Annotated in this window: 19 protein-coding genes; 10 read left to right on the forward strand and 9 right to left on the reverse strand. The window is 64.2% G+C overall.

Annotation, left to right across the window (positions count from 1 at the left end; all coding sequences use genetic code 11):
* Nucleotides 1-54: 54 nt before the first annotated feature.
* Nucleotides 55-846: an enoyl-CoA hydratase gene (locus V8J83_RS03245; protein ID WP_339983431.1), complete on the reverse strand. Its 792-nt coding sequence runs from the start codon at nucleotides 844-846 to the stop codon at nucleotides 55-57.
* 71 nt (nucleotides 847-917) lie between these two features.
* Between V8J83_RS03245 and V8J83_RS03250 the strand changes: the two genes are divergently transcribed.
* Entirely contained in the window at nucleotides 918-1,337 is a 420-nt protein-coding gene (locus tag V8J83_RS03250; RefSeq protein ID WP_339983432.1) for a PaaI family thioesterase, read from the forward strand.
* 124 nt (nucleotides 1,338-1,461) lie between these two features.
* Here V8J83_RS03250 and speD read toward each other — a convergent pair whose 3' ends face one another.
* Genes speD through V8J83_RS03265 form a run of 3 tightly spaced genes read right to left on the reverse strand, consistent with a single transcriptional unit; the run spans nucleotide 1,462 to nucleotide 2,578 of the window.
* Nucleotides 1,462-1,848, reverse strand: a complete 387-nt coding sequence (speD, locus tag V8J83_RS03255) for an adenosylmethionine decarboxylase (RefSeq protein WP_339983435.1) — start codon at nucleotides 1,846-1,848, stop codon at nucleotides 1,462-1,464.
* Nucleotides 1,805-2,302 (reverse strand): hypothetical protein, encoded by a 498-nt coding sequence (locus tag V8J83_RS03260; protein ID WP_339983437.1) that lies wholly within the window; start codon nucleotides 2,300-2,302, stop codon nucleotides 1,805-1,807. Before V8J83_RS03260 ends, speD begins: the two co-directional genes overlap by 44 nt.
* Nucleotides 2,303-2,311: 9 nt before the next feature.
* On the reverse strand, nucleotides 2,312-2,578 hold the full coding sequence (locus tag V8J83_RS03265; protein ID WP_339983439.1) for a hypothetical protein: 267 nt from the start codon (nucleotides 2,576-2,578) through the stop codon (nucleotides 2,312-2,314).
* Between the two features lie 238 nt (nucleotides 2,579-2,816).
* On the opposite strand from V8J83_RS03265, the gene rplM reads away from it, so the two are divergent.
* The 6 genes from rplM (at nucleotide 2,817) to V8J83_RS03295 (ending at nucleotide 8,086) form a co-directional block, all read left to right on the forward strand.
* Nucleotides 2,817-3,278 (forward strand): 50S ribosomal protein L13, encoded by a 462-nt coding sequence (gene rplM / locus V8J83_RS03270; RefSeq protein WP_339983441.1) that lies wholly within the window; start codon nucleotides 2,817-2,819, stop codon nucleotides 3,276-3,278.
* Nucleotides 3,278-3,772: a 30S ribosomal protein S9 gene (gene rpsI, locus V8J83_RS03275; RefSeq protein ID WP_339983443.1), complete on the forward strand. Its 495-nt coding sequence runs from the start codon at nucleotides 3,278-3,280 to the stop codon at nucleotides 3,770-3,772. Before rplM ends, rpsI begins: the two co-directional genes overlap by 1 nt.
* Before the next feature lie 251 nt (nucleotides 3,773-4,023).
* Entirely contained in the window at nucleotides 4,024-5,040 is a 1,017-nt protein-coding gene (locus V8J83_RS03280) for a hypothetical protein (protein ID WP_339983445.1), read from the forward strand.
* A gap of 102 nt (nucleotides 5,041-5,142) precedes the next feature.
* Nucleotides 5,143-6,207, forward strand: coding sequence for an ABC transporter permease (locus V8J83_RS03285; RefSeq protein WP_339983447.1), 1,065 nt, complete (start codon nucleotides 5,143-5,145; stop codon nucleotides 6,205-6,207).
* Complete coding sequence (locus V8J83_RS03290; protein WP_339983449.1) at nucleotides 6,204-7,010, forward strand: ABC transporter permease; 807 nt, start codon at nucleotides 6,204-6,206, stop codon at nucleotides 7,008-7,010. The genes V8J83_RS03285 and V8J83_RS03290 overlap by 4 nt, the downstream gene beginning before the upstream one ends.
* Nucleotides 7,007-8,086: an ABC transporter ATP-binding protein gene (locus V8J83_RS03295; protein WP_339983451.1), complete on the forward strand. Its 1,080-nt coding sequence runs from the start codon at nucleotides 7,007-7,009 to the stop codon at nucleotides 8,084-8,086. The genes V8J83_RS03290 and V8J83_RS03295 overlap by 4 nt, the downstream gene beginning before the upstream one ends.
* 131 nt (nucleotides 8,087-8,217) lie before the next feature.
* Here V8J83_RS03295 and V8J83_RS03300 read toward each other — a convergent pair whose 3' ends face one another.
* Nucleotides 8,218-8,460, reverse strand: a complete 243-nt coding sequence (locus tag V8J83_RS03300; protein ID WP_339983453.1) for a sulfurtransferase TusA family protein — start codon at nucleotides 8,458-8,460, stop codon at nucleotides 8,218-8,220.
* A gap of 94 nt (nucleotides 8,461-8,554) precedes the next feature.
* Here V8J83_RS03300 and V8J83_RS03305 point away from each other — a divergent pair, with 94 nt between their 5' ends.
* Genes V8J83_RS03305 through V8J83_RS03315 form a run of 3 tightly spaced genes read left to right on the forward strand, consistent with a single transcriptional unit; the run spans nucleotide 8,555 to nucleotide 11,927 of the window.
* Nucleotides 8,555-9,310: a cytochrome c biogenesis CcdA family protein gene (locus tag V8J83_RS03305; protein WP_339983455.1), complete on the forward strand. Its 756-nt coding sequence runs from the start codon at nucleotides 8,555-8,557 to the stop codon at nucleotides 9,308-9,310.
* 41 nt (nucleotides 9,311-9,351) lie between these two features.
* Nucleotides 9,352-10,581 carry a hypothetical protein gene (locus tag V8J83_RS03310; RefSeq protein WP_339983457.1) on the forward strand — a complete coding sequence of 410 codons (1,230 nt, stop codon included), beginning with the start codon at nucleotides 9,352-9,354 and terminating at the stop codon, nucleotides 10,579-10,581.
* A gap of 56 nt (nucleotides 10,582-10,637) precedes the next feature.
* Nucleotides 10,638-11,927 (forward strand): cytochrome P450, encoded by a 1,290-nt coding sequence (locus V8J83_RS03315; protein WP_339985962.1) that lies wholly within the window; start codon nucleotides 10,638-10,640, stop codon nucleotides 11,925-11,927.
* 83 nt (nucleotides 11,928-12,010) lie between these two features.
* Here V8J83_RS03315 and V8J83_RS03320 read toward each other — a convergent pair whose 3' ends face one another.
* Genes V8J83_RS03320 through fumC form a run of 4 tightly spaced genes read right to left on the reverse strand, consistent with a single transcriptional unit; the run spans nucleotide 12,011 to nucleotide 14,302 of the window.
* Nucleotides 12,011-12,232: a ribbon-helix-helix domain-containing protein gene (locus tag V8J83_RS03320; protein WP_339983459.1), complete on the reverse strand. Its 222-nt coding sequence runs from the start codon at nucleotides 12,230-12,232 to the stop codon at nucleotides 12,011-12,013.
* Nucleotides 12,229-12,732, reverse strand: coding sequence for a hypothetical protein (locus V8J83_RS03325; RefSeq protein WP_339983461.1), 504 nt, complete (start codon nucleotides 12,730-12,732; stop codon nucleotides 12,229-12,231). The genes V8J83_RS03320 and V8J83_RS03325 overlap by 4 nt, the downstream gene beginning before the upstream one ends.
* Entirely contained in the window at nucleotides 12,725-12,904 is a 180-nt protein-coding gene (locus V8J83_RS03330) for a DUF4169 family protein (protein ID WP_339983463.1), read from the reverse strand. The genes V8J83_RS03325 and V8J83_RS03330 overlap by 8 nt, the downstream gene beginning before the upstream one ends.
* A gap of 9 nt (nucleotides 12,905-12,913) precedes the next feature.
* Nucleotides 12,914-14,302 (reverse strand): class II fumarate hydratase, encoded by a 1,389-nt coding sequence (gene fumC / locus V8J83_RS03335; protein ID WP_339983465.1) that lies wholly within the window; start codon nucleotides 14,300-14,302, stop codon nucleotides 12,914-12,916.
* Between the last annotated feature and the right edge of the window lie 76 nt (nucleotides 14,303-14,378).

Here is a 14,378-nt window from a genome sequence, read left to right on the forward strand (position 1 = left end):
GAAAGACGTTTTCGTTTACTTTTTCTTAACACTGTGGAGCGTCCCGTTCTGCCCTCAGGACCACTCGGGCGGGCGTTTTTCCAGAAACGCGCTGATCCCTTCGTCGGTATCGCGGTTCAGCATGTTTTCGACCATGACCTCGCCGGTGAGCGCGTAGGCCTCGGCGGTCGTGAGCTCGGCCTGCGCATAGAACGCCTGTTTTCCGACACGCACGGCGGAGCCGAGTTTGGCGGCGATGGTTTGGGCGAGGTCGTTTGTTGCGGCCTCCAGCCGGTCCAGAGGGGCCGTGCGGTTGATGAGGCCCGCGCCTTGCGCCTCTGCGGCGGTCAGGAACTTGCCGGTGGTGAGCATTTCGAACACCTGCTTGCGGGGCATGACGCGGGAAAGCGCGACCATGGGCGTGGAGCAAAAGAGGCCAATGTTGACGCCGTTGACGCCGAATTTCGCGTCCGTCTCGGCCACGGCGAGATCGCACGACGCCACGAGCTGACACCCGGCGGCGGCGGCGAGGCCGTGGACCTGCGCGATGACGGGTTGGGGCAGGCGGGGGATGGTCTGCATCAGGTGGGCGCAGCGGTCGAAGAGGTCTTTCCACGCAGCCGCGCCGTTGTCGGGGGATTGGCGGGCGGCTTGCATCTGCTTGAGGTCATGGCCCGCACAAAACGCCCGGCCCGCGCCTTTGAGCACGATGACCTTCTGCTCGGGTGAAACGGCGAGGGCGTCGAGCGCATCTTGCAAAGCGGCCAGCATCTCATCGCTCAAGGCATTGAGGTTTTTCGGTGAGTTCAGCGTCAGATGGGTGATGGGCCCAAGATCGTCGCGCAGGACGAGGGGATCGGTTGACATGGGCGCGGCTCCCTTGCGCAGGTGGGTCGGTTTGGCAAAGGTACCTGTGGAGCAGGACAGGGGGAAGAGCCATGGCGGTGAAGATGCAGGCCGATGAGGTCGCGGCCTATCTTGATGAGGTGTTTCCGCAGGTGCGGGGCGATTTCGTCATCGAAGAGGTGGCCGATATGGCGGTGCGGGTGCGGATGCCCGTGGCCGAGCGGCACTTGCGGCCCGGCGGCACGGTGTCGGGGCCTGCGATGTTCGCGCTGGGGGATGTGTCGGTTTACGTGGCGGTGATTGCGATGCTCGGGCGCGAGGCGTTGGCGGTGACGACAAGCGGCTCGTTCGATTTCATGCGCAAGCCGGTGGCGGGGGTGGACATGATCTGTGAGTGCCGGTTGCTCAAGCTGGGTCGGGTTTTGGCGGTGGGGGAGTGTTTGATCTTTTCCGACGGGGTTGCGGGACCGGTGGCGCGGATGTCGATGACCTATTCGATTCCGCCGAAGTGATTGGTTGGGTTGGGATTGGGGGGCGTTGCCCCCCGCCCACGGTCCTTTGGGACCGCAGCCTCCCCCCAGAGTATTTTTGAAACAAGGAAGCGGGGGCGGTGTTTGGGCCGTGTCTTCGGAGCCGTCAGGTTGCGCCGCGATGCAGTTCGGTGACGCGGATGTCGGGGGTCTCGAAGGCCGCTTGCAGGATTGGGATGGCGGCGTGGGGATCGGTGGCGCCGCACATGAAGATATCAAACGCCGCAAAGCCGATTTCGGGCCATGTGTGGCACGAGATGTGGGATTCCGCGAGGATCGCCATGGCGGTGACACCCTGGGGCGAGAAATGGTGGGAATGCAGGCTCAGGAGCGTGGCACCGGTGGCTTGAGTCGCGTCGCGGAGCGCCTGTTCGATATGGGGGCGGTCGTTGAGGTTTTTGGCGTTGTGGACGTCGATGATGAGGTGCGTGCCGGCGTAGGTGGTGCCGTCATGGTGGGTCAGGTGGTCCGGAATGGTTCGGTCGATCGTCATGCTCGCGACGATCTAGACAGTCGAGCGTGAATGCAATGGGCGGCGGTGGGTTTTCCGATGGAACGACCTCGGTCGAGAAAGCGCCTGCGGAAAGGTCGTTGGCCAACCTGTTCTCGGCACAAATATGTCTGTAACGAGCACCATCCAACATTCGACCATAATGGTTTGGAAGCCATTGGAGCAATGGCTCAACAATGCCTGAAGTCCTTGGCTCATCCGTAATTTCGAGTGTTATGGAAACCAAGCGGACGCCTTGACCGAAGGTTTCGGCAAGATTGCCCGGATCGACCGTTGTAATGGTGCTGGGTGCGTGTAGATCGGCGAACGTTACTAACCGTGGCCAGAACCCCTCGGTCAGCTCCACCGGCTCCGTTTGATCTGGCGTCGCCGCCAGCCACGCGCCGCGATCTTGTAAAGGAATCCCACCAAACTGATCCGGGGAGGCGCGGTACATCCGTTCTGCCTACTGGCCAAACAATGTGAAGAGCCACCGGCCGGGAAGGACTTCCACGGCCACCACTTCGCCACGGTAGCCATAGCCCACTTCGATATCGCCCGCGAGGCCGCAGCCGTCCGGGCAATAGGTGGCGTTGACTTCGATCACCGAAGAGCTTTCCACGATGCCGTCCGGTGTCTCCACCACCAGCGTCATGCGCTGGTTCCACGTGTATTCCCTTGGCCCGCAGGCGGCGAGGGGGAGGAGCGCGAGGATGAGGAGAAGGCGTTTCATGTCAGTAGGGGTGGCATGGGTTTGGGGCGGAAGTTTGGGGGTATTGGAGAAAGGGGGCGGCAAAAAATGTGGGGTAAAATAAGACCCCATATGTAAGGCGTTGTTTTTGTGTGATTTGTGAGGGTTTGTGGCGCTTGACGCGGACGCGTAGATGGTTAGAAGACGGCGTAGTTCGGGGGGCACGCGCCCCTCTTTCGTTTTTCTAGGCCGGATCGGCCCCCGAAAGGAAACGTTCGATATGAAAACCTTCTCTGCCACGCCGGCGGACATTGACAAGAAATGGATCCTGATCGACGCCGAAGGCATCGTTCTGGGCCGTCTTGCGTCGATTGTCGCCATGCGTCTTCGCGGCAAGCATAAGCCGTCGTTCACGCCGTCCATGGATATGGGCGACAATGTCATCGTCATCAACGCCGACAAGGTGCAGGTGACGGGCAACAAGCGCGACAAGCCGAACTATTGGCACACCGGCTATCCGGGTGGGATCAAGTCGCGCACGACCGGCCAGATCCTCGAAGGCAAGCACCCCGAGCGGGTTGTCATGCAGGCCGTCAAGCGGATGCTGCCGGGCAACAAGTTGAGCCGTCAGCAGATGACCAACCTGCGGGTTTATGCAGGTGGCGAGCATCCGCATGAGGCCCAGGATCCTACCGTTCTCGACGTGGCGTCGATGAACAAGAAAAACACGCGGAGCGCATAATGGCTGAGACACTTACATCGCTCGACGAATTGCGCGACAGCGTCGAGGGCACCGAAGCCGCAGCGCCGGTGATCGACGCGACCCCCCGTGAGCCGCAGCGTGATGCGCTGGGTCGGTCTTATGCGACCGGCAAGCGGAAGGATGCGGTGGCCCGCGTCTGGATCAAGCCGGGCTCCGGCAAGGTGGTTGTGAACGGCAAGGAAATGTCGACGTATTTCGCCCGTCCCGTGTTGCAGATGATCCTGCGCCAGCCGTTCACCGTGGCCGGTGTGGATGGCGAGTTCGACGTGATGGCGACCGTCAAGGGCGGTGGTCTTTCGGGCCAGGCCGGTGCGGTCAAGCACGGCATCTCGAAGGCGTTGCAGCTTTATGAGCCGAGCTTGCGCGGGGCGCTGAAGGCAGCGGGCTTCCTGACCCGCGACAGCCGCGTGGTGGAACGCAAGAAGTATGGCCGCCGCAAGGCGCGCCGGAGCTTCCAGTTCTCCAAGCGCTGATCCACGGCACTTGCCAGGAATTCAAAGGGGCCGCCCGGTGGGGTGGCCCTTTTTTATGGGCTGTGCACGCGTGCACATCGGGGTCATGTGATTGATATCGCGCAGTTTTCGCGATTCTCTTTACACTTTTTTAACCCCGCATTCCGGGCCGGCGCGGCGCTGGAGAGCCGCCGCATTTTGGCTCCATTTGCGTCGCGCGCGTGCCCATTTCCGCGCGTATCACGGGCAAAAGTTTGCTCGGAGTTCGTATTGTGGCCGATCACGTTAAGCAATTTGGCAAATCCATCCTGTTGGACCATCTAGGGGGGCTGGCGATCGCGTTTGCGGCCTGTTTCGCGGCCTCGTGGATGATGCAGGCGGTCGGCGCGCGGGATGCGGCGATCACGACGGCATCCTTGTTCGTCTTCGTGACTTTCGTGCTCGCGGACCCGGTCGGGGCATGGCGCGGCGCGCAGAGCTGGTCGAAGTTCCGGATCAAACTGGGCAGCGGCGGGCTTCTGGCGGTTGTGCTGGGGATGGCGTTCAGCCTGGCGGACGTGGAACGCACGATCCTAGGCGCGATCAGCCCTATCCTGTTGCTGCCTCTGGTCATCCTGCCGGTGCTGTTCATGGGGCCGTTGGTGGAGCGGATCATGTCGGGCAAGGGTCCGGATGGCGCCCGGCTGACCTGGGATGATGTGCAGATCGGACTGACCTTTCCGCTTTATGTCACGGGGCAGTTCCTTTTGATCGGGGCGATTGCCGTGGGGCTGTGGATGGTTGGAGTGCCTTGGGCCGTGGGCTTGATGGTGCTGTCGGGCGGGATCGTTGCGGCGGTTGTCGATGCCTGGCTGGCCCGGCCGGAAGACAATCTGCCGGATTGGCAAAGCGTGCATGGCTGGCAGCCGCGTCCGGACAACGCGCGGATGGCATGGGACGGGTTGCGGCGGGCGTTTCGCGCGTCGTTCCCATCGGCGCTGTTTCTGGGCGGGTCGGCCTTCACGATCGTGGCGCTCGCGGTCTCGGGCGGGCAGGGCGGGGCCGTATCGGCGGCGGGGCTGTTGATCCTGCTGGCGGAACTGGCGCAGATCGGCACCGTGGTTCTGGCTGCATTGGTGTGCCTTGCGGTCTTTGCCGTGGTCTTGGCCTCGGCGATGGCCTTCGTGATTGCCCGGCGCCATGGAATGGACACGCGGTCGATCGAGGCCGTGGTGCGGCAATCGCTTGCACGGTTGTTCATGGGGGGTCTGGGCTTCGTGCGCCCGGATACGGTGGACGCGGCGGCGTAAGCACGCCCGGAGGGCACGCGCGCCCAAACCGAACCGCCCCCTTGCGAAGGCCCCGTGATCCTGTGAAGACTTGGCCACATCCGAAATCGGAGAGGCCGGGGATTGGGTCAGGGGCTGACACGCGAAGCACGGCAAGGGTTGATCACGCTCAGCCCGGCACTGGTGTTTGCGATCCTGTTGCTGGCGGTGCCGCTTCTGACGATCATCCTGTTCAGCTTCTGGACGCAGAACTTCCTGGAGATCGACCGGACCCTCACGCTTGAGAATTACCGCGAGGCGCTGACCGATCCGCTGTATCGCGCGTTGATGATGCGGTCGTTGCGGATCTCGGCGAGTGTCACGGCGGTGACGGTGATCCTTGCGTTTCCGATTGCCTATTACATCAGCTTCTACGTGCGGCCCGAGAAAAAGGCATTGTGGTTGTTCCTGATCACGATCCCGTTCTGGACCAGCTATTTGATCCGGATTTTCCTGTGGCGCGTGATCCTGGCCTATGACGGGCCGATCAACGGGACGCTGGTGGAATTGGGCCTGATCGAGGAGCCTCTGCCTTGGATCCTTTACAACGCCAATGCGGTGGTGATCACGCTGGCCCATGCGTTCGCGCCGTTCGCGATCCTGCCGATTTTCGTGAGCCTTGAGAAGATCGACCGCAACCTGTTGGAGGCGGCGAAGGATCTGGGCGAGGGGGCGGTGATGACATTCTTCCGCGTGACCCTCCCGCTGGCGATGCCGGGGGTCTTGGCGGCGGTTCTGATCGTGTTCATCCCGACGGTGGGCGATTACGTGACGCCGCGTCTGGTGGGCGGATCGGGCGGCACGATGATCGCCAACATGATCTATGTGCAGATCTTTGACCTGAGCAATCGGCCGATGGGCGCGACGCTGGCGGTGGTGGCGATGTTGTCGGTGACGATCACGCTGGCCTGGGCGATTTTGCATGTGCGGTTCTGGGTGCATCTGAGCGACCGGGTGGGCGGCGGTGCGGCGGGCCTGGCGCTGGCGGGTGTCGCGGCGGTGGTCGATATCGGGGTGCTGTGGGGACTGTGGCATTACGGTGAGGCATGGTTGGGCCCGGCGGGCACGCTGGGGGCGATGGCGGCGATCATGGCGGGGGGCGCGGTTGCCATCGCGGTGTTCCTGCCGAAGGGGAGGTGGGGGATATGAAGCTCCGGCCCCTTGGCGTGTTTGCGGCGCTTTATCTGGTGTTTCTGTATGCGCCGATCGTGCTTCTGCCGCTGTTTGCATTCAACGATGGGACGGTCATTGCCTTTCCGCTGCGCGGCTTCACCTGGGGCTGGTTCGCCGAGTTGGCCAATATTCCGGCGCTGCATGAGGCGACGGTCAATTCGTTGATCATCGCGGTGTCGGTGGCGGTTCTGGCGACGTGTCTGGGGCTGTTCGCGGCGCGCGCGGCGACGCGGTACCGGTTCCCGCTGAAGGCGGGGTTGATGGGGTTCATCATGCTGCCGCTGGTCTTGCCGGAGGTGATCGTGGCGATTTCGCTGTTGGTGGTGTTGATGCAACTGGGGATCGACACGTCGATCTTTACCATCATCCTTGGTCATACGTTGTTGTGCATGCCGTTTGCGATTGCGATCTTGCAGGGCAGTTTCGCGGGCCTGGATCAATCGCTGGAAGAAGCGGCTGTTGATTTGGGCGAGACCCGCGCGGGCGCGTTCCGGTTGGTGATCCTGCCGCTGGTGGCGCCTGGGATCGTGGCGTCGTTGTTGATCTGTTTCATCATCTCGCTGGACGAATTCATCATCGCCTTCTTCCTGTCGGGCAATGAGCCGACGCTGCCGGTGTATTTGTGGGGCCAGCTGCGGTTCCCGGCGCGCTTGCCGGTGGTGATGGCGTTGGGGACGATCCTGGTGGCGTTGTCGATTGTGTTGCTGGTGGTGGCCGACGGGTTCCGGCGGCGGGGATTGCGGAAAATGGGCCAGAATGATGCGGGAGGGTTCTTGTGAGTGAACCGCTGATCGCCCTGCGTGGCGTGAACAAGTATTACGGCGAGTATCATGCGTTGCGCGATATTACGGCGGAGATCGGGGCGGGGGAATTCTTCTCGCTGCTGGGGCCGTCGGGCTGTGGCAAGACCACGCTTCTGCGCGCGATTGCGGGCTTCGAGGAGATCTCGGGCGGGTCAATCACCCTGTCGGGCAAGGACATGGCGGGGGTGCCGCCGAACCTGCGGCCCACGAACATGGTGTTCCAGAGCTACGCGATTTTCCCGCATCTCAGCGTGGAGCAGAATGTGGGCTTTGGGTTGCGCAAATCCGGCATGGGCACGGGCGACAAGACCCGCGCGATTGGCGAAGCGCTGGAGATGGTGGGGCTTGGGGCGTTCGGGGGCCGCGCGGCCCATGCGCTTTCGGGCGGGCAGCGCCAGAGGGTGGCCTTGGCACGCGCGTTGATCTTGAAGCCGAAGGTGTTGTTGCTCGACGAGCCGCTCTCGGCGCTGGATCGCAAGATGCGCGAGGACATGCAGGTGGAGTTGATGAAGCTGCAGCGCGAGGTGGGGATTACCTTTGTGCTTGTGACCCATGATCAGGAAGAGGCGCTGGTGATGTCGGACCGCATCGCGGTGATGTTCGAGGGCGAGATCGCGCAGCTTGATGACCCCGAGGATCTGTACCGGCGGCCTGCAACCAAGCGGGTGGCGGATTTCATCGGGGTGATGAATTTTCTGCCCGCGGTGGCGGGCGATGGTTTGGATGTGGCCGGTTTGGGCCGGGTCGAGATCGACGGCGTGTTCTGCCCGCAAGGGGCGGTGTCGGGGGCGTGTTCGGTGGGGCTCAGGCCCGAGACGCTGTCGCTCTTGTATGAGGGCGAGGTGGCGCGTGCGCGCGAGGTGTCCGGCGTGATCGACGAGGTCGTCTACTACGGCGACATGACCTATTACGACGTGCGCCTTGCGGGGTTGGACGCGCCGGTGCGCCTGTCGATGCGCAATGTGGTGGGCCGCGATGTGCTTGAGGTGGGGGCGCCTGCGCGGGTGGCCTGGGATCCGGCGGCGATGGTGGTGTTTCCCGAGGGAGCCTGAGCGGTTTTGGCCCGGAGTGCGCTTGGGGCGCGGGCGGAGGTGCGCGTGGAACGTGCGGACCCTCCGGGGGAGGTATTTCAGACCCAGTGGAAAACAGGGCCGCGCGTATTGGGCGGGTGGCGGCGCAGGTGTTAACCGCCGCGACGAATGTGGTAGCGGGTCGCGCCGCCCTCTTCGAGGCTCGACACCAGGGTGTGGCCCTGCTCGGCGCAGAAATGCGGGACATCGACATGGGCGGCGGGATCGGTGGCCAGAAGCATGACCTCGGTGCCCGGCGCGGCCGTGGCCAACGCCTTGCGCAGGCGCAGCACCGGCAAAGGGCACAGCAGGTCGCGGGCGTCGATCAGGAGCGGGTCAGGGGACGGGACGGGCATGACAGCGGTGCTAACGTGACACGCTTCTCACGTCTACGCGATTGTGCGGCTTTGGCGGGTGACGGGGTGCGGCGCGGCGTCTAAGGGTGAATGTATGTTCGGTATTGATCTGTTTGACGCATCGCTTTTGCCCGCGATGCTGGTGGCGCTGGCGGCGGGGGTGTTGAGTTTCCTGAGCCCCTGCGTGTTGCCCATTGTGCCGCCGTATCTGGCCTATATGGGCGGGATCACGATGACCGACATCGAGGAAGAAACCGCGACGGCCCGGCGCAAGGCGCTTTTGCCGGCGTTGTTTTTCGTGATGGGTCTGTCGACGGTGTTCATCTTCCTTGGGTTCACCGCCTCGCTCCTGGGGCAGTTTTTCTTGCAAAATCAGATCCTTCTGGCGCGGATTTCCGGGGCTGTGGTGATCATCTTCGGGCTGCATTTCCTGGGCGTGATCCGTATACCGCTTTTGGACCGCGAGGCGCGTCTGGATGCGGGCGACAAGGGGGGCTCGACCTTCGGGGCCTATGTGCTCGGGTTGGCGTTTGCGTTTGGCTGGACGCCGTGCATCGGGCCGCAGCTTGGCGCGATCTTGTCGATTGCGGCCACGGAATCGAGCGTGGAGCGGGGCACGATGTTGTTGGCGGTCTATGCCGTGGGCCTCGGCCTGCCGTTCCTTTTGGCGGCGGCGTTCATCGACCGGGCGCAGGGTTTGATGGCGCGGATGAAGCGGCACATGAAGATGATCGAACGGGTCATGGGCGTGCTGTTGGTGGGTGTCGGCATTGCGTTGATGACGGGCGCGTTCTCGGCCTTTGCGTTTTGGTTGCTTGAGACGTTCCCGGCACTGGGTTTGCTTGGCTGAATTAACCTAGCCTTGACCCGCGCGGTGGTTATGGTGCGCCCATGGCGCGCGTGACCCGCAGGCATGTTCTTTATATTCCCGGCTTTGACCCGGTGCCGCCGCGTGCCTATCGCGAGCGGTATCGCCGGGAGGCTGCGCGGCAGGCGCAGATCTCGGGCTATGTGGTCGAGCATGGCGAGCCGCCCGAAGGCGTGCGGTTCGGCTGGCATGTGGATGCGGTGGTCGAGGGCGAAGAGGTCGCGGTCGATCTGGAGGTGCTGTATTGGGCCGATCTGGTGCGCGCGCAGATGCGCGGCGGGGTCGCGGCCACCTATTGGGCGCTGCTGCGCACGGCGTGGATCTATGTCAGCTCGGGCGCGTTGTGGCGGTTGATGCGGTTGCGCAAGGGGCCGGTGATTGCGGCGCTCTATCCGGTGTTGGTGCTGCTGGGGCAGTTGGTCTTGGCCGGTGTCGGGGCGCTGGCGCTTGGAGCGGTAATTACGTGGCTTGGCGGACGGGCGGGGTTTGAGGAGATCATGGTCGGGCCTGCCTATGGTGCGGGACTTGTGCTTGGGATTGCGTTTCTGCGGTGGTGTGCCGGTCGCGACCATTTCTACGCCTGGTATTTGATGAAGGATTACGCGTTCGCGTCGTCTTTGAGGGGGGCGTATCCGCCGGACCAGGCGGCGCGGATGGCGGCGTTCGCGGACCGGATTGCAGAGGTTTTGCAGGGTGACGCGGATGAGGTTTTGGTCGTTGGCCATTCCTCGGGTGCGTCTATCGCGGTGTCGGTTCTGGCCGATTTGATCCGGGCGGGGCGCGTGCCGGAGGGTGGCCCGATCTTGTCGCTTTTGACGTTGGGTCAAGTGGTGCCGATGGTGTCCTTCCTGCCCGAGGCGCGGCGGTTGCGGGGCGATCTGGCGTTGATGAGCGGGGCGGACGTGCCCTGGGTCGATGTCAGCGCGCCGGGCGACGGGTGTTCATTCGCGCTGTGCGATCCGGTGGCGGTTACGGGCGTGGCGCCGGAGGGGCAGCGTTGGCCGTTGGTTGTGTCGGCGGCGTTTACGCAGACCCTGTCCGAGGCGGCGCGGGCGGGGTTGAAATGGCGGCTTTTCGACCTGCACTTTCAGTATCTCAACGCGTTTGATGCCCTGCCTGAGGGTCGGGATGCGTATGAGTATTTTCGGGTCACATTGGGGCCGATGACCTTGTGGGAGCGGTTCGGTGCGCGCGCGCCGTCGGGGTCGCGGATTGCGCGGACGGTGAACCGGTACACGGATATCGCGCCTTGAGCGATGTGCCCCCAAAGCCCGAGGCCAGGGCCGAACGCGTGTCGCTTTGGCGGTATATGCGTCTGTTTCGGAAGGATATCCTGTCGGCGCAGCCGGAGCGGTTGTATCGCGCGTGGATGGCGGAATTCCGGACGCCGTTTTTTCGGTCCTATATGATCAACCAGCCGGAATTGGTTGCGGAGGTGTTGAAGGCGCGGCCTTTGGATTTCCCGAAATCCGGCCGCGTGGGCGAGGGGTTGCGGCCGCTTTTGGGAAACGCGGTGTTCCTGACCAACGGGGCTGAGTGGCAGAGACAGAGGCGGATCATTGACCCGGCGTTCGAGGGCGGGCGGCTGCGCGATACGTTTCCCGCGATGTGGGCGGCGGGTGCTGCGGCGGTGGCGCGCATGCCCGAGGGGGTTGCGGAGGTCGAGGAAGAGATGAGCCATGCGGCGGCGGATGTGATCTTTCGCACGCTGTTTTCCCTGCCGATCGAGGCGGAGATTGCCAGCCGCGTGTTCCATGCGTTCCGGGCCTATCAAAGGACGCAGCCGATCCTGAATGCGGCGGCATTTGTGCCGTTGCCGAAATGGCTGCCGCGCGGGCACAAGGCCCGGACGCGGGAGGCGGCGGATGAAATCCGGGCGTTGATCACGGACATGACGCAGGCGCGGATGGCAGAGATTGCGGCGGGCACAGCGCCCGATGATCTGGCCACGAAGATCATGACGACGCCGGACCCGCAGACGGGGGAGCGGTTCACGGCCGAGGAGATGGTCGATCAGGTGGCGATCTTCTTTCTCGCGGGCCATGAGACGAGCGCCTCGGCGCTGGGGTGGGCTTTGTACCTGCTGGCGCGGTATCCGGAGTGGCAGGAGCGGGTCGCGCAGGAGGCGGCGGGCTTGCCCGATGCGCCGGATTTCGCGGTTCTGTCGCGATTGGCGGTGACCCGCGATGTGTTTCGCGAGGCGTTGCGACTGTATCCGCCGGTGCCGATGATGGTGCGGCAGACGACGCGGCCAGAAGTGTTTCGCAAGCGCGTGGTGAAGCGTGGCAGTCAGGTGGTCATCTCGCCCTGGCACCTGCATCGGCAGGCGCGGCTGTGGGACGATCCCGACGGGTTCGATCCGGGCCGCTGGCAGACGGAAAACGGCAAGACCTGCGCGCGGGAGGCATTCATCCCGTTCTCGGCGGGCGCGCGGGTGTGCACGGGCGCGGGGTTCGCGATGGTGGAGGGGGTATTGTTGTTGGCGATGTTGTGCCGTGCGTTTCGGTTTGAGCGGATCGCGGGCGACGATCCGGTGCCGGTGGCGCATCTGACGGTGCGGGCGAAGGACGGCATTCGGTTGCGCGTGTCGCGGCGATAGCGGCGCGGCTCGGGCGGGGAGGTTGCGCCAGATCACGATCAGATCGGCATTCCCGACCGCGCGGTTGCCGCGGCAAGGCCCGCTTAGCCGTCTTTCAGCGCCTGCAGGATATGCACCCGGATGGCGGAGGCGAGACCCGCCGACACGCCCCGGGCGGCGTCGATCTCGGCCACCAGCGCGTTGACGGACAGGCCCCGCTCCTCGGCCAGCGCCTGCAATTCGTCCCAGAACGCATCTTCGAGCGACACGCTGGTGCGGTGCCCTTGCAAGGTGAGCGAGCGTTTGCGGGGGCGGGCGTCTTTCATGAGGAGGGGGCGACCCAGGCGCGGGTGTCAGGGTTGAAATCGAAACGGATGCCACAGGCCTCTGGCGTGACCGGCGGGCCGGTGAGGGTCCATTCGATCCGGACCGCAGGCAGGAGAGCGGCCAGCACGACCCATAGCGTCAAGACGCCCACGGCCAGCAGGATCAACTGCACCCTCTTGGAATAGGGGGGGCGCGATTGCATCATGTTAGGGTTGCTGGCCCACATGCACGCCAGGACGAAAGCCGTGGCCAGCGCGACGTTCAAAGCATAAGGCCCCGCCCAGATGCGCCGTTCCAGCGACGAGATGACACCGTCGCCGGTAGAGTGAAAGACCGCCCCACCCAAATAGCGCAGAAGCGCCGGGTCCGCCGGGCCACAATCGGCGACGCGGAAGGGGGCGAGATGGGTGGCAACGAAGCCGAGGGCGAGGGCCGTCAGCCCAAGGGCGGTGAGGGTGCGGCGTTTGTCCGCCGGGGACCAGGGCGCGAGGTCACTCATCGCGCTTGTGCCCGTCGACCCGCTTGTCGGCCAAGGCCTTACGCGCGGCGTTCCGGTCCCGCGCGGCTTTGGGCCGTCCGTGTTTCACCGCGTTCTCGTCGGCTTGTTTCCTCGCTGCATCGCGCGCGCGGGATTTGCGGGCCTTCGACAGGCTGACGAGTTTGCCGCTCATCCGTGCCTCCTACTTCGGGCCGATCATGGTTTCGGGCCGCACGACGCGGTCGAAGGTTTCCTCGTCCACGAAGCCAAGGCCAATGGCCTCTTGCTTGAGGGTGGTGCCGTTCTTGTGGGCGGTTTTGGCGACCTTGGTGGCATTGTCGTAGCCGATGGTGGGCGCGAGCGCGGTCACAAGCATGAGGGATTCATTCATGATCTTGTCGATGCGCCCGGTGTTGGCCTCGATCCCCGCGACGCAATTGTCGGTGAAGGCCACGGCGGCATCGCCGACGAGTTGCATGGATTGCAGTACGTTGTAGGCCATCATGGGCTTGTAGACGTTGAGTTCAAAGTGCCCCTGCGAGCCCGCGAACCCCACGGCGGCGTCGTTGCCGATGACATGGGCACAGACCTGCGTCATGGCCTCGCATTGGGTGGGGTTCACCTTGCCCGGCATGATGGAGGAGCCGGGTTCATTTTCGGGCAGCATCAGCTCGCCCAGACCGCAGCGCGGGCCAGAGCCGAGCAGGCGGATGTCATTGGCGATCTTGAAGAGTGCTGCGGCCGTGGTTTTCATCGCACCAGACATCGCGACCATGGCGTCGTGGGCGGCGAGCGCCTCGAACTTGTTGGGGGCGGTGACGAAGGGCAGCCCGGTGATGCGGGCCATGTTGGCCGCGACCTCTTCGCCCCAGCCTTTGGGGGAGTTGAGGCCGGTGCCGACGGCGGTGCCGCCCTGGGCCAGCTCGTAGATGTCGCCAAGGGCGGCCTCGATGCGTTCGATGCTTTTGCGGACCTGATGGGCGTAGCCGCCGAATTCCTGTTCCAGCGTGAGCGGCGTGGCGTCCATCGTATGGGTGCGGCCGATCTTGATGATGCCCGCGAAGGCCGCCGCACGCTCTTCCAGCGCGGCCAGCAGTTTGCGCAGGCCCGGCAGCGTCACATCGCGCGCTGTCATCGCAGTGGCGATGTGCATGGCGGTCGGGAAGGTGTCGTTGGACGACTGGCCCATGTTGCAATGGTCGTTGGGGTGGACGGGCGTTTTGGAGCCGATCTCGCCGCCGAGGATCTCGATTGCACGGTTGGCGATGACCTCGTTGGAATTCATGTTCGATTGCGTGCCCGAGCCGGTCTGCCACACGACGAGGGGGAAGTTGTCGTCAAGCTTGCCGTCGATGACCTCTTGCGCGGCGTCGATGATGGCGTCGCCCACACCGTCGAGCTTGCCGGCCTTGTGGTTGGCCTCGGCGCAGGCGCGTTTGATCACACCGAGCGCGCGGACGATGGCCACGGGCTGTTTCTCCCAGCCGATGGGGAAGTTCAGGATCGAGCGCTGCGTCTGCGCGCCCCAGTATTTGTCCGCGGGGACCTCCAAGGGGCCAAAGCTGTCGGTTTCGGTGCGGGTCTGGGCCATGTCTGTCCTCCGGTCTGAGTTGGGGGCGGTTTACCGGGGGGAAGGCGGGCGCGCAATGTGCGGGCGGTCGCAGTTT

The sequence above is a fragment of the Gymnodinialimonas ulvae genome, assembly GCF_037543845.1.
GTDB classification, from domain to species: domain Bacteria; phylum Pseudomonadota; class Alphaproteobacteria; order Rhodobacterales; family Rhodobacteraceae; genus Gymnodinialimonas; species Gymnodinialimonas ulvae.